Annotated in this window: 25 protein-coding genes; 19 read left to right on the top strand and 6 right to left on the bottom strand. The window is 54.3% G+C overall.

All coding sequences use genetic code 11. The features are described 5' to 3' along the window. Positions 1-16 precede the first annotated feature (16 nt). The 4 genes from fba to tkt form a co-directional block, all read right to left on the bottom strand. Positions 17-1081 (bottom strand): class II fructose-bisphosphate aldolase, encoded by a 1065-nt coding sequence (gene fba / locus P2G53_RS09995; RefSeq protein ID WP_275816773.1) that lies wholly within the window; start codon positions 1079-1081, stop codon positions 17-19. Positions 1082-1153: 72 nt separating this feature from the next. Further along, positions 1154-2314, bottom strand: a complete 1161-nt coding sequence (locus tag P2G53_RS10000; RefSeq protein WP_275816775.1) for a phosphoglycerate kinase — start codon at positions 2312-2314, stop codon at positions 1154-1156. 29 nt (positions 2315-2343) lie between these two features. Next, entirely contained in the window at positions 2344-3372 is a 1029-nt protein-coding gene (locus tag P2G53_RS10005) for a glyceraldehyde 3-phosphate dehydrogenase NAD-binding domain-containing protein (RefSeq protein WP_275816777.1), read from the bottom strand. A gap of 37 nt (positions 3373-3409) precedes the next feature. Continuing rightward, a complete protein-coding gene (gene tkt, locus P2G53_RS10010) occupies positions 3410-5404 on the bottom strand; it encodes a transketolase (RefSeq protein ID WP_275816779.1) in 1995 nt (664 codons plus the stop codon). Positions 5405-5692: 288 nt separating this feature from the next. Between tkt and metK the strand changes: the two genes are divergently transcribed. The 10 genes from metK (at position 5693) to P2G53_RS10060 (ending at position 17492) form a co-directional block, all read left to right on the top strand. Then, positions 5693-6883, top strand: coding sequence for a methionine adenosyltransferase (gene metK, locus P2G53_RS10015; RefSeq protein WP_275816781.1), 1191 nt, complete (start codon positions 5693-5695; stop codon positions 6881-6883). Positions 6884-7019: 136 nt separating this feature from the next. After that, positions 7020-7748, top strand: a complete 729-nt coding sequence (locus P2G53_RS10020) for a 16S rRNA (uracil(1498)-N(3))-methyltransferase (protein WP_275816783.1) — start codon at positions 7020-7022, stop codon at positions 7746-7748. A gap of 70 nt (positions 7749-7818) precedes the next feature. Then, positions 7819-8769: a glutathione synthase gene (gshB, locus tag P2G53_RS10025; RefSeq protein ID WP_275816785.1), complete on the top strand. Its 951-nt coding sequence runs from the start codon at positions 7819-7821 to the stop codon at positions 8767-8769. A 19-nt stretch (positions 8770-8788) separates the two neighbouring features. Then, entirely contained in the window at positions 8789-9724 is a 936-nt protein-coding gene (locus tag P2G53_RS10030; protein WP_275816787.1) for an energy transducer TonB, read from the top strand. Between the two features lie 65 nt (positions 9725-9789). Then, positions 9790-10362: a YqgE/AlgH family protein gene (locus tag P2G53_RS10035; RefSeq protein WP_275816789.1), complete on the top strand. Its 573-nt coding sequence runs from the start codon at positions 9790-9792 to the stop codon at positions 10360-10362. Between the two features lie 7 nt (positions 10363-10369). Beyond that, positions 10370-10846 carry a Holliday junction resolvase RuvX gene (gene ruvX / locus P2G53_RS10040; protein WP_275816791.1) on the top strand — a complete coding sequence of 159 codons (477 nt, stop codon included), beginning with the start codon at positions 10370-10372 and terminating at the stop codon, positions 10844-10846. Then, positions 10827-11330: a bifunctional pyr operon transcriptional regulator/uracil phosphoribosyltransferase PyrR gene (gene pyrR / locus P2G53_RS10045; protein ID WP_275816793.1), complete on the top strand. Its 504-nt coding sequence runs from the start codon at positions 10827-10829 to the stop codon at positions 11328-11330. Before ruvX ends, pyrR begins: the two co-directional genes overlap by 20 nt. A 19-nt stretch (positions 11331-11349) precedes the next feature. Beyond that, on the top strand, positions 11350-12363 hold the full coding sequence (locus P2G53_RS10050) for an aspartate carbamoyltransferase catalytic subunit (protein ID WP_275817142.1): 1014 nt from the start codon (positions 11350-11352) through the stop codon (positions 12361-12363). Beyond that, positions 12360-13631 (top strand): dihydroorotase, encoded by a 1272-nt coding sequence (locus P2G53_RS10055; protein ID WP_275816795.1) that lies wholly within the window; start codon positions 12360-12362, stop codon positions 13629-13631. The genes P2G53_RS10050 and P2G53_RS10055 overlap by 4 nt, the downstream gene beginning before the upstream one ends. A gap of 108 nt (positions 13632-13739) precedes the next feature. Beyond that, positions 13740-17492, top strand: a complete 3753-nt coding sequence (locus P2G53_RS10060; RefSeq protein ID WP_275816797.1) for a transporter substrate-binding domain-containing protein — start codon at positions 13740-13742, stop codon at positions 17490-17492. 52 nt (positions 17493-17544) lie between these two features. Here the strand turns inward: P2G53_RS10060 and P2G53_RS10065 are convergent, their stop codons facing one another. Further along, a complete protein-coding gene (locus P2G53_RS10065; protein ID WP_275816799.1) occupies positions 17545-18705 on the bottom strand; it encodes a PilT/PilU family type 4a pilus ATPase in 1161 nt (386 codons plus the stop codon). Between the two features lie 20 nt (positions 18706-18725). Continuing rightward, positions 18726-19760 (bottom strand): type IV pilus twitching motility protein PilT, encoded by a 1035-nt coding sequence (locus tag P2G53_RS10070; protein WP_275816800.1) that lies wholly within the window; start codon positions 19758-19760, stop codon positions 18726-18728. Between the two features lie 83 nt (positions 19761-19843). Between P2G53_RS10070 and P2G53_RS10075 the strand changes: the two genes are divergently transcribed. The 9 genes from P2G53_RS10075 to hemW all read left to right on the top strand — a co-directional run bounded on the left by P2G53_RS10075 (position 19844) and on the right by hemW (position 26456). Further along, entirely contained in the window at positions 19844-20533 is a 690-nt protein-coding gene (locus P2G53_RS10075) for a YggS family pyridoxal phosphate-dependent enzyme (RefSeq protein ID WP_275816802.1), read from the top strand. 17 nt (positions 20534-20550) lie between these two features. Continuing rightward, a complete protein-coding gene (gene proC / locus P2G53_RS10080) occupies positions 20551-21375 on the top strand; it encodes a pyrroline-5-carboxylate reductase (RefSeq protein ID WP_275816804.1) in 825 nt (274 codons plus the stop codon). 80 nt (positions 21376-21455) lie between these two features. Then, the gene (locus tag P2G53_RS10085; RefSeq protein ID WP_275816806.1) at positions 21456-21998 is read left to right on the top strand and encodes a YggT family protein; all 543 of its coding nucleotides are present in this window, start codon (positions 21456-21458) and stop codon (positions 21996-21998) included. A 2-nt stretch (positions 21999-22000) separates the two neighbouring features. After that, on the top strand, positions 22001-22291 hold the full coding sequence (locus tag P2G53_RS10090; RefSeq protein WP_275816808.1) for a DUF167 domain-containing protein: 291 nt from the start codon (positions 22001-22003) through the stop codon (positions 22289-22291). 124 nt (positions 22292-22415) lie between these two features. Next, entirely contained in the window at positions 22416-23588 is a 1173-nt protein-coding gene (locus P2G53_RS10095; RefSeq protein WP_275816810.1) for a homoserine O-acetyltransferase, read from the top strand. 2 nt (positions 23589-23590) lie between these two features. Further along, positions 23591-24181, top strand: a complete 591-nt coding sequence (gene metW / locus P2G53_RS10100; RefSeq protein ID WP_275816812.1) for a methionine biosynthesis protein MetW — start codon at positions 23591-23593, stop codon at positions 24179-24181. A 14-nt stretch (positions 24182-24195) separates the two neighbouring features. Beyond that, positions 24196-24657 carry a DUF4426 domain-containing protein gene (locus tag P2G53_RS10105; protein ID WP_275816814.1) on the top strand — a complete coding sequence of 154 codons (462 nt, stop codon included), beginning with the start codon at positions 24196-24198 and terminating at the stop codon, positions 24655-24657. A gap of 51 nt (positions 24658-24708) precedes the next feature. Beyond that, complete coding sequence (locus tag P2G53_RS10110; RefSeq protein WP_275816816.1) at positions 24709-25311, top strand: XTP/dITP diphosphatase; 603 nt, start codon at positions 24709-24711, stop codon at positions 25309-25311. Positions 25312-25316: 5 nt separating this feature from the next. Then, a complete protein-coding gene (hemW, locus tag P2G53_RS10115; protein ID WP_275816818.1) occupies positions 25317-26456 on the top strand; it encodes a radical SAM family heme chaperone HemW in 1140 nt (379 codons plus the stop codon). Positions 26457-26481: the final 25 nt, after the last annotated feature.

Below are 26481 nucleotides of genomic sequence, written 5' to 3' on the forward strand. Positions count from 1 at the left end.
TTTTTCACGGTGGACGTTATACGATTTTGGCGTTCAACTCGCCTTTTTCGTAACGTACTGCCATATCTTCCAACGCGATCACTTTCAGTTTGTCAGCATTGCCAGCCGTACCGAAGGCCTCATAACGCGCGATACAGATCTCGGTCATCGCATCCATGGTTTTCTTCAGGTATTTGCGTGGGTCAAACTCGGCCGGGTTTTCAGCCAGGAAGCGACGGATCGCACCGGTCGATGCCAGACGCAGATCGGTGTCGATATTGACCTTACGTACACCGTACTTGATGCCTTCCACAATCTGCTCAACCGGCACACCGTAGGTTTCCGGAATTTCACCACCAAATTCGTTGATGATCGCCAGCCACTCCTGCGGTACAGAAGAGGAGCCGTGCATCACCAGATGGGTGCCAGGAATACGGTCATGAATCGCTTTAATGCGGTCAATCGCCAGAATATCGCCTGTCGGTGGACGGGTGAATTTGTAGGCACCATGGCTGGTACCACAGGCAATCGCCAGCGCATCAACACCGGTTTTCTGTACAAAGTCAGCCGCTTCATCCGGGTCGGTCAGCATCTGATCGTGGGACAGGGTGCAGTCTGCACCGATACCGTCTTCTTCGCCTGCCTGTCCGGTTTCCAGCGAACCCAGACAACCCAGCTCGCCTTCTACGGACACGCCACAGGCATGTGCCATTTCAACAGTACGACGGGTCACATCCACATTGTATTCGTAGCTGGACGGGGTCTTACCGTCAGCCATCAGCGAGCCATCCATCATCACAGAGGAAAAACCCATAGCGATGGAGCGCTGACATACCGCCGGAGACGTACCGTGGTCCTGATGCATACATACCGGGATGTGCGGAAACTCATCAATTGCCGCCAGAATCATATGACGCAGGAAGTTGGAACCCGCGTACTTACGCGCACCGGCAGACGCCTGAACGATCACGGGGGAGTTGGTTTTATCCGCCGCTTCCATGATGGCACGCATCTGTTCCAGGTTGTTTACGTTGAACGCCGGAATGCCGTAGCCATATTCTGCCGCGTGGTCCAGCAGCTGACGCATGGAGATTAGAGCCATTGTGTCACCTATTAATGTTGATTTTTCATGCCTGAAGGCACGGTTATGAGGCTTATAACAAGCCTCACATGATTAACTGTTTTTCGCTTCCAGAGCCGCCACTGCCGGCAGGGTTTTGCCTTCAACAAACTCAAGGAATGCGCCACCACCGGTGGAAATATAGGACACCTTATCAGCGATACCGTATTTGTCCACTGCTGCAAGGGTGTCGCCACCACCAGCGATTGAGAACCCCTGGTTCTCGGCAATGGCCAGTGACAGTGCTTTAGTGCCTTCGCCAAACTGATCAAACTCAAACACGCCCACCGGGCCGTTCCAGATGATAGTGCCGGCATCTTTCAGCAGGGCCGCCAGCGCTGCGGCAGAAGCAGGACCGATATCCAGAATCATGTCGTCTTCCGCCACATCGTCTACTGATTTCACGGTTGCTTCAGCTGTTTCAGCAAACTCTTTGGCCACCACCACATCAGTTGGCATCGGAATGTTCACTTTCGCCATCAGCTCCTGTGCGACTGGAATCAGGTCATGTTCGCACAGAGATTTACCCACTGGCTTACCCGCAGCAGCCAGGAAGGTGTTGGCAATACCGCCACCTACAATCAGCTGGTCTACCTGATCAGACAGCGCCGTCAGCACTTCCAGTTTAGTGGAGACTTTTGAACCACCCACAATCGCCGTCAGTGGGCGCGCAGGTTTATCCAGCGCTTTACCCAGTGCTTCCAGTTCACCTGCCAGCAATGGACCGGCACAAGCCACCGGCGCAAAACGGGCAACACCGTGGGTAGATGCCTGAGCACGGTGTGCGGTACCAAAGGCGTCCATTACAAACACATCACACAGCGCAGCATAGGCCTGTGCCAATTCGTCAGTATCTTTTTTCTCGCCTTTGTTAAAGCGCACGTTTTCCAGCAGCACCAACTCGCCTTCGGCCACATCAACGCCAGCCGAGAAGTCCTTGATCACTTTCACTTCACGCCCAAGCAGCCCCGCCAGATGACTGGCCACCGGCGCCATGGAGAACACCTCTTCATATTCGCCTTCGGTTGGACGGCCCAGATGGGACATCACAATCACTTTGGCCCCGGCTTTCAGCGCCAGTTCGATGGTGGGCAGTGATGCGCGGATACGTGCATCTGACGTCACAACACCGTTTTTAACCGGTACGTTAAGATCTTCCCGGATCAGCACGCGTTTGCCAGCCAGATCCAGATCGGTCATTTTCAGTACGCTCATTGATGTGTCCTGCAGTTAGTCAGTAAAAGTCAGTGTTTGCCAGCAGAGAGTGCCAGCCAGTGTTTCGCCACATCCAGCATGCGGTTGGCAAAACCCCATTCATTATCAAACCAGCACACCAGCTTCAGCAGCTTGCCTTCGCAAACCCGGGTCTGGGTGCCATCCACAATGCCGGAGCGGGCATCATGGTTAAAATCGATTGAAGCATGCGGCTCGGCGGTATAGCCCAACAAGCCATGCAACGGTCCCGCCGCCGCGTTTGCCAGCAGACGATTGACCTCTGCCACATCAGTCTCACGCTTCAGGTTCAACGACAGGTCCATCATCGAGACGTTGATGGTCGGCACCCGCACATGCAGACACTCAAACTTGCCTGCCAGTTGTGGCAACAGACGATCGATGCCCTTGCTCAGTCCGGTATCCACCGGCACGATCGACTGCATCGCACTGCGGGTCAACCGCAGGTCAGTCTGATGGTAGCTGTCGATCACCGGCTGGTCGTTCATCGCGGAGTGAATCGTTGTCGTCACGCCATTCACAATGCCCAGCTCGCGGTCCAGCAGATCCAGCAGCGGTACAATGCAGTTGGTGGTACAGGATGCAGCGGACACCACCTGATGTTCAGCCGCCAGTTGCTGCTCATTCACGCCATACACCACCGTACAATCCACTTCCGGCGTGGCCGGTTGCGAGAACAGCAGACGTTTAGCGCCCTGAGCAAGATGACGCTGTGCTTCTTCACGGGTTTTAAATGAGCCGGAACATTCAAACAAAAGATCGATGTTCAGGTCTGCCCAAGGCAGATCATCCGCAGAGGCTTTGTTCAGCAGCAGAATACGGTCACCATTAATCACCAGGCGATCCTGATCCTGCGAAACTGGCAGCGGAAAACGGCCGTGGGTGGTGTCGTACCGCGTCAGGTAAGTGACGGTTTCAGGATCAGACAGCTCGTTGATCGCAACAACCTTGAACTGATCCTGATAACCGTTCTCGTAAATCGCCCGCAGCAGACACTGGCCGATTCGGCCATAGCCATTAATAGCGATTCGATAACTCAACGCGGTCACTCACCTGAGCGGGGAAGTCCCCGACTGTTTAAAGTACGGATTTAACAGTGGCCACCACGTTTTCAACGGTGAAGCCAAAATGTTTGAACAGCTCACCGGCCGGTGCAGACTCACCGAAGGTAGTCATGCCCACGATGGCACCGTTCAGACCCACATACTTGTACCAGAAGTCCGCCTGCGCAGCTTCAACCGCCACACGGGCAGTCACCGCAGCTGGCAGTACGCTTTCACGGTAGGTGGCATCCTGCTGGTCAAACAGACGGGTTTCCGGCATGGAAACGACACGTACCTGTTTGCCTTCAGCGGCCAATGCTTCAGCAGCATCCATCGCCAGGCCGACTTCAGAACCGGTAGCAATCAGAATCGCATCAGGCTGACCATCGGTATCACGCAGGATGTAACCACCGCGAGCGATATTCGCCAGCTGCTCATCAGAACGGGTCTGATGGGGCAGATTCTGACGCGAGAAGATCATCGCGGTCGGACCGTCAGTGCGCTCCAGTGCTGCTTTCCAGGCGACAGCGGATTCAACCGCATCACATGGACGCCAGCAGCTCATGTTCGGGGTGTGACGCAGGTTGGCAATCTGCTCAATCGGCTGATGCGTCGGGCCATCTTCGCCCAGACCGATGGAGTCATGGGTGTAGACGTGGATGGCGCGCTGTTTCATCAGTGCAGCCATACGCACCGCGTTACGGGCATATTCCATAAACACCAGGAAGGTCGCGCCGTACGGGATAAAACCACCGTGCAGGGCGATACCGTTCATCATGGCGGACATACCGAATTCACGCACACCGTAGTACATGTAGTTGCCGTTAGCGTCATTTTTGCTGACACCTTTACAGCCGGACCACAGGGTCAGGTTGGAGCCTGCCAGGTCAGCGGAGCCGCCCAGCAGTTCAGGCAGCATCGGGCCGTAAGTGTTCAGGGCATTCTGGGACGCTTTACGGGAGGCGATGGTTTCACCTTTGGCCTGAATTTCACGAATCCAGGCATCGGCTTTTTCGCTGAAGTCCGCAGGCAGGTCGCCAGAGATACGACGCAGCAGTTCCGCTGCTTCTTCAGGATAGGCCGCGCGGTACGCAGCAAAACGTTCGTTCCACTCGTTTTCAGCATGGCTGCCAGCTTCGCGGGCATCCCAGTCAGCCGCAATATCTTCCGGCACAGTGAAGGCAGGGTAATTCCAGCCCAGACGTTCGCGGGTCAGAGCAATCTCATCATCACCCAACGGTGCGCCGTGACACTCTTCTTTACCTTCTTTGTTAGGTGAACCAAAACCGATCACGGTTTTACAGCAGATCAGGGTTGGCTGTTCGGTGTTTTCCTGCGCTTTCAGAATCGCTTCACGAATCTGATCCGCATCATGACCGTCCACACCCGGGATTACCTGCCAGCCATAGGCTTCAAAACGTTTGGCGGTATCGTCGGTAAACCAGCCTTCTACTTCGCCATCAATGGAGATGCCGTTGTCATCCCAGAATGCAATCAGTTTGCCCAGACCCAGGGTACCAGCCAGTGAACAGGCTTCGTGGGAGATACCTTCCATCATGCAGCCATCACCCATAAACACGTAGGTGTGGTGATCAACGATGTCGTGGCCTTCGCGGTTAAACTGCGCTGCCAGTACTTTTTCAGCAATGGCAAAACCAACAGCATTGGTCACACCCTGACCCAGCGGACCGGTAGTAGTTTCAACGCCAGGGCAATAACCGTATTCCGGGTGACCGGCGGTTTTGGAATGCAGCTGACGGAAGTTTTTCAGATCGTCGATGGACACATCGTAGCCGGTCAGGTGCAACAGGCTGTAGATCAGCATCGAGCCGTGGCCGTTGGAGAGAATGAAGCGGTCGCGATCAAACCACTGTGGGTTGCTCGGGTTGTGCTTAAGGAAATCATTCCACAGCACTTCGGCAATGTCTGCCATACCCATAGGCGCACCCGGGTGGCCTGATTTAGCTTTCTGTACGGCATCCATGCTCAATGCGCGAATCGCATTGGCAAGTTCTCGACGAGAGGACATTCACTCAGCTCCTGGGCATGGGCCCAATGGTAGAATTCGGGAAAAAATTTGCGCGCAATTTTCCCCCAGATAGGGTTCAGCTTCAAATCGGATTTGCGGTTTTCGCTAAAAAATGAAGCTTTTTCATGCTAAATCGCATTTTTTTCACCACCACGGGCATTGTATGTTAGGCAATCAATCATTGCGCGGGTACAATACCGGCCTTTTCCGACAGGGACCGGCGCTGTCCTCTCCCTGACAATTCGACTATCTTTTTTTCTCAACCAACTTTCCGAGGGTCTCCCGATAATGAGCGAATACGGCTTGTTCACCTCAGAATCCGTGTCTGAAGGTCACCCAGACAAAATTGCCGATCAGATCTCTGATGCGGTACTGGATGCGATCATTGCTGAAGACAAATATGCCCGCGTTGCCTGTGAAACCATGGTTAAAACCGGTGTAGCAATCGTCTCTGGCGAAATCACCACCAGCGCCTGGGTAGATCTGGAAGATCTGGTCCGTAAGGTGATCTGCGATATCGGTTACACCTCTTCCGATGTGGGTTACGACGGCCATACCTGCGGCATTATCAACATCATTGGTAAACAGTCCGTAGACATCAATCAGGGTGTTGACCGCAGCAAACCTGAAGATCAGGGTGCCGGCGATCAGGGTCTGATGTTTGGTTACGCGTCCAATGAAACCGATGTACTGATGCCAGCACCGATCACCTACGCGCACCGTCTGGTTGAGCGTCAGGCTGAAGCCCGCAAATCCGGCCTGCTGCCGTGGTTGCGCCCGGATGCCAAGTCTCAGCTGACCTTCCGTTACGAAAATGGCAAACCCTGCGCTGTTGAAGCGGTTGTGCTTTCAACTCAGCACAACCCGGATGTTACTCAGGCAGATCTGCATGAAGCCGTGATGGAACTGATCATCAAGCATACGCTGCCTGCTGAATGGATCACCAAGGACACCCAGTTCCACATCAACCCAACCGGCAACTTCGTGATTGGTGGCCCGGTGGGCGACTGTGGTCTGACTGGCCGTAAGATTATTGTAGATACCTACGGCGGCATGGCTCGCCACGGTGGCGGCGCATTCTCCGGTAAAGACCCATCCAAGGTAGACCGTTCTGCTGCTTATGCTGGCCGTTACGTAGCCAAAAACGTCGTGGCAGCGGGTCTGGCAGATCGCTGCGAAATACAGGTGTCTTACGCCATTGGTGTGGCAGAACCGACTTCGGTTTCCATCAACACCTTTGGCACCAACAAGATCCCTGAAGAGCGTATCACTCAGCTGGTGCGTGAGCACTTTGATCTGCGTCCTTACGCGATTACCAAAATGCTGGATCTGCTGCACCCAATGTATCAGCCAACAGCGGCTTACGGTCACTTTGGTCGTAACCCGTTTGAGATGGAATACAAAGGCGAAGTCTTCACAGCCTTCACCTGGGAGCGCACAGACAAAGCAGACGCTCTGCGCGATGCGGCTGGCCTGTAAGCTCAACGCACTGATAAAAAAGCACCTTCGGGTGCTTTTTTTGTACCTGTGACATCCTATCTAGATTCTGATTCAGGGATGCATTTTCAGATTTGATCCCGGATAATCCAGACATCATTCACGGGTTAGATCTGCCATGAGAATTCCACGCTTTTATGAGCCGCAAGCCTTTGGCACAGGGGTAACGCTTGAGTTGAGCGACGACGTGATCCAGCATGTCTGCCGGGCATTGCGGATGCGACCGGGCGACCAGCTCTGCTTATTTAATGCCGAGGGGCAGGAGTGTCTGGCCGAGCTGGTCACCACCGAAAAACGCGCTGCGACAGCGACCGTTATCGAACTGACCACGCCTCAGGTGGAATCTCCGCTGAGTGTCACCGTCGGACAGGTTTTATCCCGAGGCGAGCGGATGGATTATGCCGTACAGAAAAGCACGGAGCTGGGCGTGCATCGGATCTCGCCGCTGTTTTCCGAGCGCTGTGAGGTCAAACTGGCCGACCAACGCCAGGAAAAACGCACCCGCCACTGGCAGCAGGTTGCCATCAGTGCCTGCGAGCAGAGCGGCCGGGTACATCCCCCTCAGATAGATGCACCCGTTACCCTGACTGATTGGCTGGGCGAACAGACAGCGGAACTCAAACTGGTCTTACACCATCACAGCAAACAGCCGCTGGCTGAAATCGCACCACCGTCCTCCGTTGCCTTGCTAATTGGCCCCGAAGGCGGGCTTACCGAGACTGAAGTAGAACTGGCCATCCAGCATGGTTTTCAGCCGCTGGCTCTTGGCCCCCGGGTGATGCGTACTGAAACCGCCCCCGTGGCTGCCCTGTCGATCCTGAATTACCTCTGGGGCGATATGGGCTGAAACCCTGTGCCCCATCCCGGCACTGGGGTACACTCATTAACAGATTGATCAACCGGCAGATTGGCACTTTATGAGCATTAAACTCGGCATCATCATGGACCCGATTGAGTCCATTACGTACAAAAAAGACAGTTCACTGGCTATGTTGCGCGCAGCCCAGGATAAAGGCTGGGAGCTCTGGTACATGGAGCAGCATCATCTGTTCTCGCGGGATGGCATAGTGCAGGCCAGTATGGCACCACTGACTGTGGCAATGGACCCGGAGAACTGGTTTCAGCGCGGCGCATATGAGACCCACGCGCTGTCTGAACTGGACGTAATCCTGATGCGCAAGGACCCGCCATTTGATAACGAGTTTATCTACACCACCCATCTGCTGGAACAGGCCGAAAGTGAAGGCGTACTGGTGGTCAACCGACCACAGAGCCTGCGCGATTTTAACGAAAAATTGTTTGCCACTCATTTCCCGCAGTGCTGTCCGCCGGTACTGGTCACCCGCGATGCGGCCCGCCTGAAAGCGTTTCATGCCGAGCAGCAGGATGTGATCTTTAAACCTCTCGATGGCATGGGTGGGGCTCAAATTTATCGGGTTAAGGCCGATGCACTTAATCTGGGTGTAATTATCGAAACCCTGACGCAGCATGGCAGCCGTACCATCATGGCGCAGCGTTATATCCCTGAAATCGTTTCCGGTGATAAACGCATCCTGATGATTGATGGCGAACCGGTACCCTATGCACTGGCACGCATCCCTACCGGCACCGAAACTCGCGGCAATCTGGCCGCTGGCGGCCGCGGTGAGGGACGTGAACTGACCGAGCGTGACCGCTGGATCTGCGCTCAGGTAGGTCCAACGTTGAAAGAGAAAGGCCTGTTGTTTGTTGGCCTGGATGTCATCGGTGACTACCTGACCGAAATTAACGTGACCAGCCCAACCTGCATCCGGGAGCTGGATCAGCAGTTTGGTCTGGATATTTCGATGCAACTGATGAACTGCATCGAAGCAAAACTTAAGGATTGAGTAAAAGGAGCAAGACAGGGTGAGAACCGCAACACAACCCGTTGTATCCGTTGCTGACCGGTTCGGCTTTACCCTGTTTTTTGCTGCCGCTTTTCATGCCCTGATTGTGCTGGGGGTGGGTTTTACCGTTGATAAACCCAAACCCCGCACCACCATCGAAGTCACATTGGCGCAACAGCCCAGTGAAACCCGCCCGGACAAAGCCGACTTCATCGCGCAGGCGGATCAGCAGGGAAGTGGAGACGAGCAGAAGAAAAGTCTGCCTTCTACCCGTCAGACCGCTGACTTTCAGGACAACCAGTCTCAGGCACTGGCAGCACAGCAGGCACCGCAGCCGACGCTGGATGCACAACCCAGTCCGGATACCCTGGCTGACGCCCGCACCAGCAAGGATAAAAACACCACCCCTGCCCGCAGCGGGCAACAACAGGTGGTGACCGCCACACAGGCCAAACGCAGTACCAGCGATCAACGCAGCAGCCCTGATAAAGCCGCACCTCAGGCAGCACCGGGCACTGCAACCTCACTGCTGGCCCGCAGTCTGGAGATTGCCAGCCTGCAGGCGGATATCAAACGCCAGCAGGAACTTTTGGCAAGAGCGCCAAGAGTTCTGCGCGTCACCACCGCCGCTACCCAGGGCACCGACTATGCTGCTTATATGGATAACTGGCGTAAAGAGATCGAGCGGGTCGGTAACATTAACTACCCGGCCGAAGCACGCCGACAGAAAATGTATGGCAGTCTGAGACTGCTGGTTGCTATTCGGGCCGATGGCACCGTGCAAGAACTTGAACTACTGCAGTCTTCAGGTTTTCCGGTGCTGGATGATGCCGCGCTGAAGATCGTACGCCTGGCGGCGCCATTCCCGCCTTTCACTGTAGAGATGCGAAAAAAATACGATACGCTGGAGATTATCCGCACCTGGAAGTTTGAGAAAAAGGCTTACTTAGACTAAGCCTTAAGTGTCTGGTCTGATCACCGATCGGCATTTTCAAACCCGCAACCGGGGGTGACTCCGAGATGACCGCCACGTTTCATTCATTAAGAGATCACCTGCTGATCTCAATGCCCCATCTCAACGATCTGCACTTCTCTCAGACCGTCACCTACATCTGTGATCACAGTGAATACGGCGCCATGGGCATTGTTATCAACCGCCCGGTGGGCATCACACTGGCGGACCTGTGTGATCATCTGGATATACTCTGCCCCTCCATCAGTGATCAGCAGCAACCTGTGTTTTTTGGTGGCCCGGTGAAACCGGAACGCGGCTACGTATTGCACCGCGCCGAAGATCCAAAAGAGTGGCCTGACAGTTATTTCATTACCGATGATATCTGCCTCACCACCTCGGTGGATATTATTGAGCTGGCGGGCAGCGGCCAGCTGCACAGCGATTATCTGGTAGCCCTCGGTTGTGCCGGCTGGGGGCCGGGACAACTGGAGCAGGAGATGGTCGATAACAGCTGGTTAAGCTGCCCGGCAAATTCGGATATACTCTTTCGCATTCCGGCTGAAGATCGCCTTCGGGCAGCCGCTTCGATTCTGGGCGTAAATCTCGATCTTCTCTCCGCCCAGGCAGGACACGCCTGATATTAAGATGAGTAATACACCGAGTCAGTTGATGGGGTTCGATTTTGGCACCTCCCGCATTGGTGTGGCTGTTGGACAGAGTCTGACCGGCACCGCCAGTGAGCTGCCGCCGGTGTCTGCCCGTGAAGGACAACCAGACTGGTCACAATTGGATCGTATCATTGATGAGTGGCGACCCGATGGATTGGTTGTCGGCGTGCCCCTGAATATGGATGGCAGTATCAGCGAGATGGCTTACCGCGCACGCAAGTTTGCCAATCGCCTGCATGAGCGGTATAAACTGCCGAGTTTTTTGCAGGATGAACGACTCTCCACCCGGGAAGCAAAATCGATCCATTTTGCCCGCGGTGGAAGCAATGATTTTAAACGCCAGTCCGTGGACGGTCTTGCCGCCTGTCTGATTCTGGAAAGCTGGTTTCAGAGCACAACCCATATTCCAAGTCACACCCGTTTAGAGGACGTGTATGAGCTCAAGCAGCCTTAATGTTGAAGCCCTGCTGAAAAAGATGGAGCAGGATCTGAAAGCCCTGCTCACCAGCACTGAGCGCGAAGATCCGCTGATGATCGGTATTCACACCGGCGGCGTCTGGCTGGCTGAGCGCCTGCATAAGGCTCTCAATCTGGAAAGCCCAATGGGTGTACTGGACATCTCGTTTCACCGTGATGACTTTAACCACAGCGGACTCAGCCTGTGCGGCCAGTCCAGCCAGTTGCCGGTGACGGAAGGTCGTCACATTCTGCTGGTGGATGATGTGGTGATGAGCGGCCGCACCATCCGTGCCGCCCTGAATGAACTGTTTGATTATGGTCGACCTGCCTCAGTCACCCTGATCACCCTGCTGGACCTGCAACGTCGTGAACTCCCCATCCAGGCGGATGTCACAGGAGGCACCCTGGCATTGGGTCCGGACCAACAGATCAAACTGATCGGTCCAGAGCCTCTGGAACTGGAAATTCGTCAGAAATAATTTGTCCGAGTACCTGGCCATGTTTGAACATATCGATCCCAATCAGATCCAGCTCACCAGCGAAGGTGAACTGAAGCACTTTATCACCGTGGAAGGACTCTCCCGGGAGCTGCTGACCGAAATCATGGATACAGCCGACTCCTTTGTGGATATGGGCGCCAAACAGGTGAAGAAGGTGCCGCTGCTGCGCGGTAAAACGGTGGTAAACCTGTTTTTCGAAGCCTCTACCCGCACCCTTTCAACCTTTGAACTGGCGGCCAAACGCCTCTCGGCGGACGTGCTGAATCTGAATATCAGCACCTCGTCCACCTCCAAAGGTGAAACCCTGAAAGATACCCTGATGACCCTGCATGCGATGCAGTCAGATATGTTCGTAGTACGCCACTCCAGCAGCGGCGCAGCCCACTTTATCGCCGAACATGTGACACCGGATGTAGCTGTGATCAACGCCGGCGATGGCCGTCATGCACACCCAACGCAGGCGATGCTGGATATGCTGACCATTCGTCGTCATAAAGGTGATTTCACCAACCTGACAGTGGCGATTGTGGGTGACATCCTGCACTCCCGCGTTGCCCGCTCTCAGATTCATGCGTTGCGCACCTTGGGTGCGGCTGAAATTCGCGTGATCGCACCGAAAACCCTGCTGCCGCGTCATATCGAAGCGCTGGGCGTGAAGGTCTACACCGACATGCAGCAAGGTCTGCATGATGTCGATGTGATCATGATGCTGCGTCTGCAGAAAGAGCGCATGAGCAGTGCCCTGCTACCCAGTGAAAGCGAGTTCTACAAACTCTACGGCCTCACAGCAGACAAGCTGGCACTGGCCAAACCGGATGCGGTGGTCATGCACCCGGGACCGATCAACCGCGGCGTTGAGATCGCATCCTCGGTAGCCGATGGCGATCGTTCGCTGATTCTTGATCAGGTCACCAACGGCATCGCCGTGCGCATGGCCGTCATGTCGATGGCCATGAGTGGCCAGACCAAATGCCGAATGGAAACTGCTGAGAGCTTCGAGACACGTTTATGAGCATTCTGATTCAGGGCGGACGCCTCATCGATCCCGCCAGCCAAACCGACATGATTGCCGACCTGCTGATTCAGGACGGACGCGTAGCAGCCATCGGTGTTGACCTGCAGGAACAAGCCGAGCAGGTGATTGATGCCAGCGGACAGGTGGTCTGCCCCGGTCTGGTCGACCTCAGCGCCCATAGCCGCGAACCCGGTCCGGCTCAGCGCGGCTCAATCAAAACCGAGTCACGTGCAGCAGCGGCTGGCGGGGTAACCACCCTGATCTGCCCGCCAACCACCAATCCGGTGGTCGACAGCCCAGCCGTTGTCGAACTGATCAAGGACCGTTGTGAAGAGACCGGCATCACCCGCATTCTGCCAATGGGCGCCCTGACCAAGGGGCTAGAGGGTGACCAGTTAGCACCGCTCTACGCACTGGCTTCATCCGGCTGTGTCGCATTCAGCAATGGCCGTAACCCCTTTACCAGTTCCCGGGTGCTTAACCGCGCACTGGAATACGCCGCTACCCATGACCTGCTGGTCGTCTTCAACCCGGAAGACGCTGCGCTGGCCGAAGGCGGTTGTATGCATGATGACACCACCAGCACCCGCCTGGGCCTGAATGGCATCCCAAGCACCGCGGAAACCATCGAGGTTGCCCGCTGCCTGCTGCTGGTCGAACAAACCGGAGTACGTGCTCACTTTGGCCAGATCTCCTGCGAACGTTCAGTACACATGATCGCAGAAGCCTGCGAACGTGGCCTACCCGTCACCGCCGATGTCGCAATTCAGAACCTGTTGCTGATTGATGAAAATGTAAATGGTTTTAACAGCGCGTTTCATCTGCAACCGCCACTGCGGGGACAGCTGGACCGAGCCGGCCTGATTCAGGGGGTGATTACCGGTGCGATTCAGGCGATCTGCTCCAACCACCATCCACTGGAAAAAGCCGCCAAAGAAGCACCGTTTGCCAACACAGAGCCGGGCATGACCGGTCTCGAAACACTGTTATCGCTCTCGCTGATGCTGGTAGAGCAGCAGATTCTGGAGTTGCCACAACTGATCGAAAAACTGACGCTGGCACCCGCTACCATCATGGGTATCGACGCTGGAAAACTCAGTGTAGGCAGCCGTGCTGATGTCTGTATTTTCAACCCTGAACTGAGCTGGTCTCTGACACCCGAGACCTCAAGATCCCGGGGTAAAAATACTCCGTTTATGGGCTATCCGTTGCGCGGCAAAGTGACACACACATTGCTGAATGGACATACCGTTTATTCGCTTTAAACTGCGTCAGTGCCTGATCAGGCACTGAATGCCCTTACAGGATGACAGGGCTTTATTTACCCCCTACACTGGCTATATGTTTTAAACGAAGGATCGGACCAAGACGCCATGGCTGGGACCCTCACATTCCGGCGACCTATCTGGTCGCTGGTGATGTTTACACTTTGTTGTTTTGCCCTGATCAGAACAGTTCAAGCTGACCCCGGCGGTGTTACCCCACTGGATCTGACACCGGCAGAACAACAGTGGATCATCGATCACCCCTCTGTCAAAGTAGCCTTTGACGGTCATTACGCACCCTACAGTTTTATAGGCGAGGACGGCAATTTTGCCGGGGTGGCAGTGGATATCACCCGTGAAGTATTCCGCCGGGCCGGTGTCCGCCTGGAACCCTACCCGGAGAGCAAGTGGAGCACCCTTTACAATGATGCGCTGAAACGCGATGTGGATGTCATTGCCACCCTGGTTAAACTGCCTGGCAGAGAGGCCTGGTTCAGTTTCAGCCGACCATACCTGTCCCTCAGCCAATACATCATCAGCCGCAAACAATCCCTGCATCAAATTCACCAGAAAAGCGATCTTAAGGGGCTTAAGGTAGCCATGGTCACCGGCTATTCCATGGCCGAGGTTGTGCTGCGGGAATACCCTACCATCGAACCCGTGTTTGTAGACACCCTTGAGGACGCCCTGAAAACTGTGGATCAGGGCAGGGCGGATGCCACCATTGCTGATATTGGCATGGCCCACTATCTGGTCCGCCTGCACCAGCTCAATAACCTGGCTTACGCTGCACTCTACTCTGCGGATCAGTCCCGACAGGCGTTCGGCATCCGCAATGACTGGCCCGAACTGGCAGGAATTTTAAACAAAGCACTGGCGTCACTGACCGACCAGGAGCTGCTCAATATCTACGCCCGCTGGACCCTGCCCAATATTCCCCAGATCAGCAATAACCTGTTTGGTCTGACGGCACGTTTTAACGAGGAGCAACAGAACTGGCTGGAGGCCCAGACCGGGATTCTGGTGGGGGTGATGGCCTCCTGGCCGCCTATCAATTATCTGAACAGTCAGGACGAACCCGACGGTATCGGTGCCGACTATCTGCAGGAGCTGAACCGGATCATGGGCGGCAAGCTGCAGCCGGTCTATGGTGAGTGGAAAAGCCTGTATCAGGATCTGGAGCAGGGCAAGATTGATGTGCTGATGGACCTGACACCTTCACCTGAAAGAGCCAGGTCCTTCCTGTTCACGCAAGCCTATCTGAATATTCCCCATGTCATTGTGGCGCGCAAGGAAAGTGCGCCACTGTCATCGGAAACTGACCTGAAGGGCAAAACGCTGGCGCTCGAAGAGGGATTCGGAAACGTAAAATACTTTGCTGAAAAATACCCCGGTGTCAGTCTTAAACTTTACCCATCGACCCGTGAGGCACTCAACGCTGTCGCCCGGGGGGATGCCGATGCCTATGCCGGCAACCGTGCGGTAGCGCTGCATATTATCTCCCGTGACCTGATCACCAATCTACGCATTTTCGGTGAGCTGAACAAAGAAGGATCCGTGCTCGCATTTGGCATCCGCAAAGATAAACCCCTGCTGGCGAGTATTTTGGAACAGGCACTCAATTCCATCACCCCTCAGGTCAGAGAGCGGATTAATCTGCGCTGGATTGGTGGCGACCGCAGTTTTGTCGAAACCAACCTGACACCTCAGGAACAGGCCTGGCTGAAGGCCCATCCCCTGATTCGACTGGCATCTGATATCAGTTGGCCGCCCTATGAAAGCATCGACAGCAACGGTAACTATCAGGGGATAGCAGCAGACTACATCAGCCTGCTGGAAACGCGTCTGGGTATCCAGTTTGAAATCTCTCCGGTAAAGTCTTGGCAAACCATTACCGAAATGGTGCGCAATAAGGAGCTGGATCTGTTTCCTGCGGCGATGAAAACCCCGCAACGGCTCACCTATGCAGAATTTACCCGGCCCTACCTGTACTCCCCGATGGTGATCGTGACCCGTAAGGATGTGGGTTACATTGAGGACCTGTCCACTCTGGATGATAAACCCATCGCCATTGAGGCCGGATATGCCTCCTATGATCTGCTCAGTCAGAGCGGTCTGAACCTGAATCTGAAACCCTACACCGACAGTCTGTCCGCCATGCTGGCGGTCTCCAGTGGTAAAGCCTTCGCCTATATCGGCAACATCGCCACGCTGGGCCAGTTGATGCAGCAGTCCGGCATCACCAATCTCAAAGTCTCAGGCCAGACGCCTTATCAGTTCGAACTGGCGATGGGGGTCAGAAAGGACTGGCCCATGCTGACCTCGATTTTGCAGAAAGCCCTCGACAGTATTACTGCAGAAGAGAAACACGCCATTCTGAAAAAGTGGGTCGACATTAAACTCGAAAAACCACTCAGCCTGACCTACCTCTGGTACTTTGCCGGTGGTGCATTAGGCATCGCATTACTCAGTCTGTTCTGGAACTTTGCCCTGAACCGCAAGGTTCGCCAGCGCACCCGCCAGTTACAGCATCAGGCACGGTATGACAGTCTGACAACTCTGCCCAACCGTACCCAGGTGCTGGAACAGCTTGAGGTGCAGTTAAACCCGATCATTGGCAGTGCCGATCCGCTGGCGGTGTTGTTTATCGATCTGGATGACTTCAAACGCATAAATGACACACTTGGCCACGAAACCGGTGATCAGATTCTGATGCAGGCAGGACAACGTCTGGGGGAAACCGTCAGGGACCGGGACATTGTCGGACGTCTCGGCGGCGATGAATTTGTGATTCTGCTGTTTGGTTTACTGCAGGCCGATGACGCGGGTCGGGTGGCTGAAAAACTGCATCATCTGTTTTCTGAACCCTTCTGTATTGGCGGGCGCGAACTGGTCGTAACCTGCAGTATCGGGATTGCGCTCTACCCGGCGGATGGGCGTGATTCATCCGAGCTGCTACGTAATGCCGACACCGCGATGTATCACTCCAAGAAACTGGGCCGTAATACCTATTCCTTCTACACCGCCAGCATGAACCAGATAGTGCAGCGCAATCTGGAACTGGAAGAACAGATGCATGGCGCGCTGGAGCGAAATGAATTTTACCTCTGCTACCAACCCCAGGTGCACGCGGCCACTGGCAGAGTCGTTGCTTTTGAAGCACTGCTGCGTTGGAAAAATCCGGCGTTGGGCAATGTATTTCCGGATGAATTCATCCCCGTCGCCGAACACAACGGCATGATTGTACCCATTGGGAAATTCGTGCTGAAACAGGGATTGCTGTTACTGAGGCAGTTACAGCAACGTTTTGATCGAAACTACAGCCTCTCGGTCAACCTCTCCCCGCGCCAGTTCCGTGACACCCGTCTGGTGGGTAGCATCATTGAAATCCTGCAGGATTGTGGTGTATCAGCACGTTCTCTCGATCTTGAGATCACAGAAGGGGTGCTGCTCAGCGGTCTGGCGTATGTCCAGGAAAACCTGACCAGTCTGAAAGAGATTGGCGTGCGACTGTCGATGGATGATTTCGGCTCCGGCTACTCATCACTGAGTTATCTGCGTAATTACCCCTTCGACAGTCTGAAAATTGACCGTGAATTCATCATGGATATCACCCATGACAGCTCCGACCTGAATCTGGTTAAGGGTACCATTGCTATGGCGCACAGCCTGAACCTGCAGGTAGTGGCGGAAGGTGTGGAAACGCTGGATCAGGCCAATCTGCTTAAATCACTGCAGTGTGATCTGCTGCAGGGTTACCTTTACAGTAAACCGCTACCGGAGGATCAGATCATCCGTTATCTGGAGCAACAGACCGGTCATATCAGCACACCGGACCCCCATCCGCTCAACAACGATTAATAACAGATAAAAAAAGCCGGCTCATCGGCCGGCTTTCTTGTTCTCGTCCTGATTACAGGTTACGGAACTCTTCGTCTTCTTCGTCCATATAGTCATCCTCACCCTGCAGTGAGAACAAGGTTTCTTCCTGAACGCCCAGTTCCGGATTGGTATCCGCACTGAGTTTGATCAGCAGACGCAGGTCGTTGGCAGAGTCAGCATGGGCCAGCGCGGTTTCATAGGTCACTACACCGTCGCGGTACAATTCAAACAACGACTGGTCGAAGGTCTGCATACCCAGGTTAGTGGATTTCTTGATTACTTCCTTCAGCTCATGCACCTCACCCTTACGGATCAGATCCTGCATCAGCGGGGTGTTAATCAAGACTTCGATTGCTGCACGCCGGCCCTTGCCATCTTTAGTTGGCAGCAGCTGCTGCGCCACAATCGCTTTAAGGTTGAGGGACAGATCCATCCACAGCTGATCATGGTTTTCCGGCGGGAAGAAACTGATGATACGGTCCAGCGCCTGGTTGGCATTGTTCGCATGCAGAGTTGCCAGTGTCAGGTGACCGGTTTCCGCAAAGGTCAAACCGTACTGCATGGTGTCTTTAGTTCGGATCTCACCCATCAGAATGACATCGGGTGCCTGACGCAGGGTATTTTTCAGGGCGACACCAAAGGAGTCCGTATCCAGACCAACCTCGCGCTGAGTAATGATGCTCTGCTTGTGGTCATGCACATACTCGATCGGGTCTTCAATCGTGATGATATGACCACGATGGTTGGTGTTGCGGTAATCAATCATCGATGCCAGCGAGGTGGATTTACCGGTGGAGGTACCACCCACAAACAGAATCAGGCCGCGTTTGGTCATCGCCAGATCCTTCAGGATTGGCGGCAGATTCAGCTCCTCAAGGCTCGGGATATAGTCACTGATTTTACGCAACACCATGCCCGCTGCATTTCGCTGAAAAAAGGCGGAGACACGAAAGCGCCCAAGACCCGGAGCACTGATGGCAAAGTTACACTCTTTGGTGCCTTCAAACTCCGCCAGCTGTTTGTCGTTCATGGTGCTGTAAACCAAGGCGCGCGCTTGTGATGGCTTCAGCGGCTCTTTGGTCATTGGTTTAAGGGTACCGTCCACTTTCAGGGTAGGGCGGGCGCCAGCGGTAATGAAAAGGTCGGATGCGTCCTTCTCCACCATTACTTTCAATAACTGCGTAAAATCCACGCTTATCTCCTTTTATCCCGTCAGAACGCTTTCGGGTTTTGAGCTTTTTCACGCGCAACATCGCGTGAGATCTGCCCTTTTGCGACCAGGTTAGCCAGACACTGATCCAGGGTTTGCATACCAAAGGCCGAGCCGGTCTGAATGGCAGAGTACATCTGCGCCACCTTATCTTCACGAATCAGGTTACGAATCGCCGGCGTGCCGATCATGATTTCATGGGCTGCACAGCGGCCGCCCTGTGGTTTTTTCAACAGCGTCTGCGAGATAACCCCCTGCAGTGACTCAGATAGCATGGAGCGTACCATCTGTTTCTCCGCTGCAGGGAATACGTCGATGACACGGTCAATGGTTTTCGCAGCTGAGGTGGTGTGCAGCGTACCAAACACCAGGTGACCGGTTTCTGCCGCGGTCAGAGCGAGACGAATGGTTTCCAGGTCTCGCATCTCACCCACCAGAATCACATCAGGGTCTTCACGCAGAGCGGAGCGCAGGGCGTTAGCAAAACTATGCGTATCCCGATGCACTTCGCGCTGGTTAATAAGCGACTTTTTACTCTGATGCACAAATTCGATCGGATCTTCGATGGTCAGAATATGATCGGCGCGGGTGTCGTTGATGTAATCGACCATCGCCGCCAGAGTAGTACTCTTACCGGAACCGGTCGGACCCGTTACCAGCACCAGACCACGGGCTTTTTCCGACAGCTCACGGAAGACCGAGCCCATGCCCAGATCATCCATGGTCAATACTTTACTGGGAATGGTACGGAACACCGCCGCAGCGCCACGATCCTGGTTAAAAGCGTTTACACGAAAACGCGCGACACCGGGAATTTCGAAAGAGAAGTCAGTTTCATAAACCTCTTCATATTCCTTGCGCTGTTTGTCATTCATGATGTCATAAATCAGGCCGTGCACCTGTTTATGATCCATGGAAGGAAGCTTGATCCGACGTACTTCGCCATCTACCCGAATTACGGGAGGCATTCCGGCTGTCAGGTGCAGGTCGGAAGCATTCTGCTGTACGCTAAAAGTCAATAATTCGGTAATATCCATAACAATCCTGTTAGCCGGTACGACTGCTTATCAACTCATTTCTAGCAGATTGGGCCGAGCAATCCAATTGCCTGAGAGCAAAGATGCAAAACATCGCAGACAATCTAGGAAAAATTCACCTTCAGATACGTGCTGCTGAAGCCAATGCACACCGCGCTGCAGGCTCGGTCACCTTGCTTGCCGTGAGCAAAACCCAACCTGCCAGTGCCCTGCGAGAAGCCTATGCGGCAGGACAAACCGCCTTTGGCGAAAACTACCTGCAAGAAGCACTGGAAAAAATAGAGTCGCTGAGCGATCTGAAGATCCTATGGCATTTTATCGGCCCCTTGCAGTCAAACAAGACCCGAAAAGTTGCAGAAAATTTTGCCTGGGTTCACAGTGTAGACCGTTTAAAGCTCGCTGAGCGGCTTTCAGAGCAGCGTCCCGGCCATTTGCCGCCCCTCCAGATATGTCTTCAGGTCAATATCAGCCAGGAACAGAGCAAGTCAGGCTGCGCCCCAGAGTCGGTAATCGAACTGGCTCGGGCAATCCAACCCTTACCAAACATCACACTGCGTGGCTTGATGGCGATACCTCAAGCCACAAACAACCCCCAGGAACAGCAACAGGCCTTTCATGCGCTGGCTGAGTTGTTAAAATCCCTGCAAAACGAATTTCCCGAGATGGACACCCTCTCCATGGGCATGTCCGGTGACATGGAGATGGCGATTGCAGAAGGCGCCACCATCGTCAGAATAGGCACGGCCATCTTCGGGGCGCGACAGCCGCGCTAAACCAGTTAGGAGTTCATGTGAGCACACAACCCGTCTTGGCATTTATCGGTGCAGGCAATATGGCCCGCGCAATCATCGGTGGTCTGCTGGCCAACAATTATCCGGCCAGCCAGATCTGGGCGACAGAACCAGATGTGGCCAAACTCAATGACCTTGCTGCGCAGGGTCTGCATACCACCGGCAACAACAATGACGCGGTGACTGCTGCTGACATTGTTATTCTGGCGGTTAAACCCCAGGTTCTCAAAGCCGTTGCCACTGAGCTTGCGGATGCGGTTCAGGCCAAACAACCGTTGCTGATCAGTGTGGCGGCGGGTATTACGACTGCCAGCCTGCAACAATGGCTTGGCGGTAATTGTGCCATCGTCCGCTGCATGCCCAACACACCGGCCCTGGTCCAGACCGGTGCCAGCGGCCTCTACGCAACAGACACTGTCAGTCAGGAACAGAGAAATCAGGCTGAACAAATCATGGCAGCCACCGGTCTGAGCCTGTGGGTTGAAAACGAAGGCCAGCTGGATGCAGTCACCGCTGTTTCAGGTTCCGGACCTGCCTATTATTTTATGGTGATGGAAGCGATGATCGCTTCAGGCGAAAAGCTCGGCCTGAGTCCTGAGGTGGCACGCCAGCTCACGCTGCAGACCGCTCTGGGGGCAGCTAAAATGGCCAATAGCAGTGAATTTGATCCTGCAGAATTGCGACGTCGTGTGACCTCGCCCAATGGCACCACAGAACAGGCGATTCGCTGTTTCACCGAAGATCAACTGCCTGAAATGTTCAACCGCGGCATGCAGGCCTGCTATGACCGTTCAGTGGAACTGGCAAAGGAGCTGGGTGACTGAGCCCGATTAGAGACTGTCGTCAGTCGCATTTAAACTCTATACTCTAAAGCCTAACTCGCTGTTTTATTACAGGAATCGTCATGCAACAGGATCCAATCAATTTCCTCATTACCGTCATCGGTCAGATGTACGTGTTTATCGTGGTATTGCGCTTTCTGCTGCAGGTATCCCATGCCGACTACTACAACCCGATCTCCCAGGCGATTGCCAAACTGACCAACAAGCCGGTTTGGCCGCTGAGCCGGGTGCTGCCCAAAATCGGCCGTATCGACATCTCCGCGCTGGTATTGGCACTGTTGGTCAAACTGGTCATTATTCTGTTGCTGGTGCTCTACAACGGCGGCGGCATACCTCATCCGTTAGGCATTCTGATCTATGCCCTTGTGGGTGTACTGGATACGGTCCTGACCATCTATTTCTGGGCGATTCTGGGTGCCGTGATCATTAGCTGGGTTGCGCCTGACAGCTACCATCCAGGGCCACAATTGATTCAACAGCTGACCGAACCGGTGTTTGCCGTCGCACGCAAAGTGATTCCCCCTATCGGAGGGCTGGATCTGTCACCGATTCTGATCATCATCGTAATCCAGCTGATTCAGTCACAGTTGGGCCGGTTGCTGTAAACATGAGCTGGTTCCAGTGGCAGTCACAGGATCTGATCCTCAGCTGCCACCTGCAACCCAACGCCAGTCGGGATGAGTTTGCCGGGTTGCATGGCGATAGTTTAAAGATCCGCATCAAGGCACCACCGGTAGATGGCAAGGCCAATGCGCATCTGGTGAAATACCTTGCCAAACAGTTTGGTGTGGCTAAAAATGCAGTAATCATTGTCAAAGGTGAGCTGACGCGGGAAAAACGCGTTAAAATCCTGGCACCAAAACAGATACCAGATGTTTTAGAGATAGAGATACCCTGACGTGATCACGTACACATACAACGTTTCCAACCGCTTTCTTATCCTGTACGAGATGTGATGCTCAACTTCGCCGTGCCTGTACGGCCCCTGTTCCCTGTGTTCCTTCAGAGAAACGAGTATCGCCATGCCAGATGTAATTCCTGAAAACTCTGTGGGTCTGGTTCAACCTCAGACCCTTCACTTCGATCAACCCCTGCAACTCAGTTGTGGCCGCACTCTGGATCAATATGATCTGGTGGTGGAAACCTACGGCACACTGAATGAAGATGCCTCCAACGCCATCCTGATCTGCCATGCGCTGTCCGGCAACCACCATGTCGCCGGTTATCACAGCATGGAAGACAGCAAACCGGGCTGGTGGGACAGTGCCATTGGTCCCGGCAAGGTGATCGACACCAAGCGTTTTTTTGTTATCGGCGTCAATAATCTGGGTGGCTGTCACGGCTCAACCGGTCCCAACCAGATCAACCCCGAAACCGGCAAACCCTTCGGCCCGGATTTTCCGATTGTCACCGTCGATGACTGGGTCGAAAGTCAGGCACGTCTGGCGGATTATTTTGGTATCCAGCAGTTTGCCGCCATCATCGGTGGCAGCTTGGGCGGCATGCAGGCGCTGCAGTGGTCAATCAACTATCCCGACCGTCTCAGACACTGCATGGTGATTGCCGCGGCGCCACGACTGTCAGCGCAGAATATTGCGTTTAATGAGGTCGCCCGCCAGGCGATTACGCAGGACCCTCAGTTCTTCGACGGTCACTATTACGAACAGGATACCGTGCCGCGGGTTGGCCTGATGCTGGCGCGTATGCTGGGGCACATTACCTATCTGTCTGATGACGGCATGCGCAACAAGTTTGGCCGTGAGTTACGCTCAGGCAAGATCAATTTCGATTTCACCCCTCAGTTTGAGGTGGAGTCATACCTGCGTTATCAGGGCGAGCGGTTTTCCACCGCGTTTGACGCCAATACCTATCTCCTGATGACCAAAGCGCTGGATTACTTTGATCCCGCAGCGCTCTACAACCATGACCTGGCGGCCGCCCTGAAAAAAGCCAAGGCCAATTTTATGGTGATCTCCTTCACCTCAGACTGGCGCTTTGCACCGGAACGCTCCCGGGAGATCGTTGATGCGCTGGTAGCAGCGGATAAATCGGTCAGTTATGCCGAGATCGACGCACATCAGGGACACGATGCCTTCCTGATACCGATCCCACGCTATCTGGATGTATTTGGGGCCTACATGGAACGGGTAATTGCTGACACACCCTCCCTCAACACCCAAACGGAGGAGGTGTAACCATGCGCGCTGATCTTGACCTGATTAAAGACTGGATCAAACCCCAAAGCCGGGTGCTTGACCTCTGCTGTGGCGAAGGCGAACTGATGCATTACCTGCAAACCAACAAGCAGGTAAAAGGTTATGGCTTGGAAATCGGCCATGACAACATTACCGAATGCATCCGCAAGGGCGTCAACGTCATCGAAAAAGATATTGAAGAAGGCCTGGCCTCGATTCAGGACAACACCTTCGACAGTGTCATCATGACCCAGGCGATCCAGATCATGATGCGTCCGGATGAAATCCTGGATGAGATGCTGCGCATCGGCCGCGAATGCATTGTCACTTTCCCAAATTTTGGGCATTGGCGCGCCCGCGGCTATCTGGCGTTTCGCGGCAAAATGCCGGTGTCCAAGTTCCTGCCCTATACTTGGTATAACACCCCAAACACCCACTTCTGTACCTTCAAGGATTTTGAAAGACTGTGTGTGGAACGAAACATCTTTATCATGGATCGAACAGTGGTGGACCATGAACATCAGCACCGGTGGTGGATTCACCTGTGGCCGAATATGCTGGGTGAAATCGCCATCTACCGGATAACCAAATAACGGAGAGGCAGGTCATGAAAATGCTAACAACAATGGCACGTCGCGGGTTACAGGGCACGCTGCTGATACTGGCAACCCTGCTCAGTCAGCCCCTGTTAGCTGAGCAGTTTGTTGCCGTTGGCGACTATGAAATTCATTACAACGCTTTCAACAGCACCTTTGTTGAGCCGGATGTGGCAAAAAACGCCGGTATCCAGCGCAGTAAGGTGCGGGCACTGGTGAACGTATCGGTACTGAAAAAAGAGGGCGACAAGAAAACCCCGGTTACCGCAATGGTCAGCGGCAAAGCCACCAACCTGATCTCACAGACTCAGGATATCGGCTTCAGCAAGCTGGATGAGGGTGAAGCGATCTATTATCTGGGGCAGTTCGGTTTTTCTGACGACATGGTGATGCGTATCGCCCTGGATGTTCAGCCGGATGCCAACGCAGCCCCGTACCATATAGAATTTGAGCAGCGTTTTTTTGCTGAATAACCATTCCGCCCGGGCAACCCAGACACCCGGGCGAATTACACAGATACCCCAATGATCGATAAAATTGTGCTTGCCAGCGGCAACCGCGGCAAACTGCGTGAATTCAGCCAGATTCTGGAATCACTCGAGGTCACCGTCATTCCCCAATCCGAATTTCAGCTGGAAGATGCCGACGAAACCGGTTTGAGTTTTGTCGAGAACGCCATCATCAAAGCGCGCCATGCCGCTGCGGCTACCGGACTGCCCGCGCTGGCAGATGACTCCGGACTGGAAGTGGATGCTTTGCAGGGCGCTCCCGGCATTTACTCCGCCCGCTATTCCGGTGCCGATGCCACCGATGCAAAAAACAATGCCAAGCTACTGACAGAGCTGGCGGGCCTGCCTGAAGCACAAAGAACCGCACGTTTTCGTTGCGTACTGGTGTTTATGCGCCACGCCAACGACCCGATGCCGCTGATCTGTCAGGGCACCTGGGAGGGGCACATTCTAACAGCAGCACAGGGCGATAACGGCTTCGGTTACGATCCCCTGTTCTGGATTGATGCGCTGGGTAAAACCTCCGCTGAACTGCCTTCGGATGAGAAAAACCGTCTCAGTCACCGGGGACAGGCGGTGGATGCCTTTAAACAGGCTATAGCCCAGTACCTGAAATAACCCCAATGACGCTGCAACTGCCACCGCTTTCGCTCTATGTGCATATTCCCTGGTGTGTCAGGAAGTGCCCCTATTGCGACTTCAATTCGCATGCGGTTCGCAACGAGATACCCGAACAGGCTTACATCGAATGCCTGCTTGAAGACCTCAAACAGGAAGCGCAGTGGCTGCAGGGACGTACCATTCAGAGCATCTTTTTTGGCGGCGGCACCCCCAGCCTGTTCAGCGCTGACAGCTATAAAAAACTGCTGGCCGATATACACCGGATCACACCGCTGGCGGTAGATGCCGAGATCACCCTTGAAGCCAACCCCGGTACCTTTGAGCAGGAAAAATTTCGCGGCTTCAGGGAGGCGGGGATTAACCGTTTGTCACTGGGCATTCAGAGTTTCAGCGATCATCAGCTTCAGGCGCTGGGGCGCATCCATAACGCTGAGGAGGCACTGCACGCCGCCGGACTGGCCCGCGAGATTTTCCCCCGTCTGAATCTGGATCTGATGCATGGCCTACCCGATCAGAATGTTGAGGGCGCCCTTGCTGATCTTGAACAGGCACTCAGCATAAATCCTGATCACCTCTCCTGGTACCAGCTCACCATTGAGCCGAATACCGAATTTCATGCCAGACCGCCGCAGTTACCGGTAGATGAAACCCTCTGGAGTATTCAGGAAGCCGGACAGGCCCGGCTGGCAGACGCCGGGCTGCAGCAATATGAAATTTCGGCTTACAGCCAGCCCGGACAGGAAGCACGCCATAACCTCAATTACTGGCAGTTTGGCGACTATATCGGTATTGGTGCTGGCGCCCATGGCAAACTGACCCTGCCGGAAGAGGGGCGCATTATCCGGCGCTGGAAACAGAAACAACCAAAGGCGTACATGCAAACGGAAACCCGATTGGGCGGCGAAAGCGATATTGCAACGGAAGACCGTGCCTTTGAATTTATGCTGAATGTGCTGAGACTGACGGAAGGCGTGGATGCAACACTGCTGACCGCGCGTACAGGACTGGAACCGGAACAGATTGCAGAACAACTGGAGACCGCTCGCAAACGCGGACTGTTACTCAACAATCCTGAACGTCTGGCCCCTTCACAACAGGGCAGGCTGTTTCTGAATGATCTGCTGGGGCTATTTCTGAACTGATTCTGATCACAACGCTGCCGCCTTC

The organism is Neptuniibacter sp. CAU 1671 (assembly GCF_029222905.1).
Lineage (GTDB): Bacteria > Pseudomonadota > Gammaproteobacteria > Pseudomonadales > Balneatricaceae > Neptuniibacter.

Coding starts and splice junctions, on each gene's coding strand:
- fba (WP_275816773.1), bottom strand. CDS start 1,081: ATGGCTCTAATCTCCATGCGTCAGCTGCTGGACCACGCGGCAGAATAT.
- P2G53_RS10000 (WP_275816775.1), bottom strand. CDS start 2,314: ATGAGCGTACTGAAAATGACCGATCTGGATCTGGCTGGCAAACGCGTG.
- tkt (WP_275816779.1), bottom strand. CDS start 5,404: ATGTCCTCTCGTCGAGAACTTGCCAATGCGATTCGCGCATTGAGCATG.
- metK (WP_275816781.1), top strand. CDS start 5,693: ATGAGCGAATACGGCTTGTTCACCTCAGAATCCGTGTCTGAAGGTCAC.
- P2G53_RS10020 (WP_275816783.1), top strand. CDS start 7,020: ATGAGAATTCCACGCTTTTATGAGCCGCAAGCCTTTGGCACAGGGGTA.
- gshB (WP_275816785.1), top strand. CDS start 7,819: ATGAGCATTAAACTCGGCATCATCATGGACCCGATTGAGTCCATTACG.
- P2G53_RS10035 (WP_275816789.1), top strand. CDS start 9,790: ATGACCGCCACGTTTCATTCATTAAGAGATCACCTGCTGATCTCAATG.
- ruvX (WP_275816791.1), top strand. CDS start 10,370: ATGAGTAATACACCGAGTCAGTTGATGGGGTTCGATTTTGGCACCTCC.
- pyrR (WP_275816793.1), top strand. CDS start 10,827: ATGAGCTCAAGCAGCCTTAATGTTGAAGCCCTGCTGAAAAAGATGGAG.
- P2G53_RS10050 (WP_275817142.1), top strand. CDS start 11,350: ATGTTTGAACATATCGATCCCAATCAGATCCAGCTCACCAGCGAAGGT.
- P2G53_RS10055 (WP_275816795.1), top strand. CDS start 12,360: ATGAGCATTCTGATTCAGGGCGGACGCCTCATCGATCCCGCCAGCCAA.
- P2G53_RS10060 (WP_275816797.1), top strand. CDS start 13,740: ATGGCTGGGACCCTCACATTCCGGCGACCTATCTGGTCGCTGGTGATG.
- P2G53_RS10070 (WP_275816800.1), bottom strand. CDS start 19,760: ATGGATATTACCGAATTATTGACTTTTAGCGTACAGCAGAATGCTTCC.
- P2G53_RS10075 (WP_275816802.1), top strand. CDS start 19,844: ATGCAAAACATCGCAGACAATCTAGGAAAAATTCACCTTCAGATACGT.
- P2G53_RS10085 (WP_275816806.1), top strand. CDS start 21,456: ATGCAACAGGATCCAATCAATTTCCTCATTACCGTCATCGGTCAGATG.
- P2G53_RS10090 (WP_275816808.1), top strand. CDS start 22,001: ATGAGCTGGTTCCAGTGGCAGTCACAGGATCTGATCCTCAGCTGCCAC.
- P2G53_RS10095 (WP_275816810.1), top strand. CDS start 22,416: ATGCCAGATGTAATTCCTGAAAACTCTGTGGGTCTGGTTCAACCTCAG.
- metW (WP_275816812.1), top strand. CDS start 23,591: ATGCGCGCTGATCTTGACCTGATTAAAGACTGGATCAAACCCCAAAGC.
- P2G53_RS10105 (WP_275816814.1), top strand. CDS start 24,196: ATGAAAATGCTAACAACAATGGCACGTCGCGGGTTACAGGGCACGCTG.
- P2G53_RS10110 (WP_275816816.1), top strand. CDS start 24,709: ATGATCGATAAAATTGTGCTTGCCAGCGGCAACCGCGGCAAACTGCGT.
- hemW (WP_275816818.1), top strand. CDS start 25,317: ATGACGCTGCAACTGCCACCGCTTTCGCTCTATGTGCATATTCCCTGG.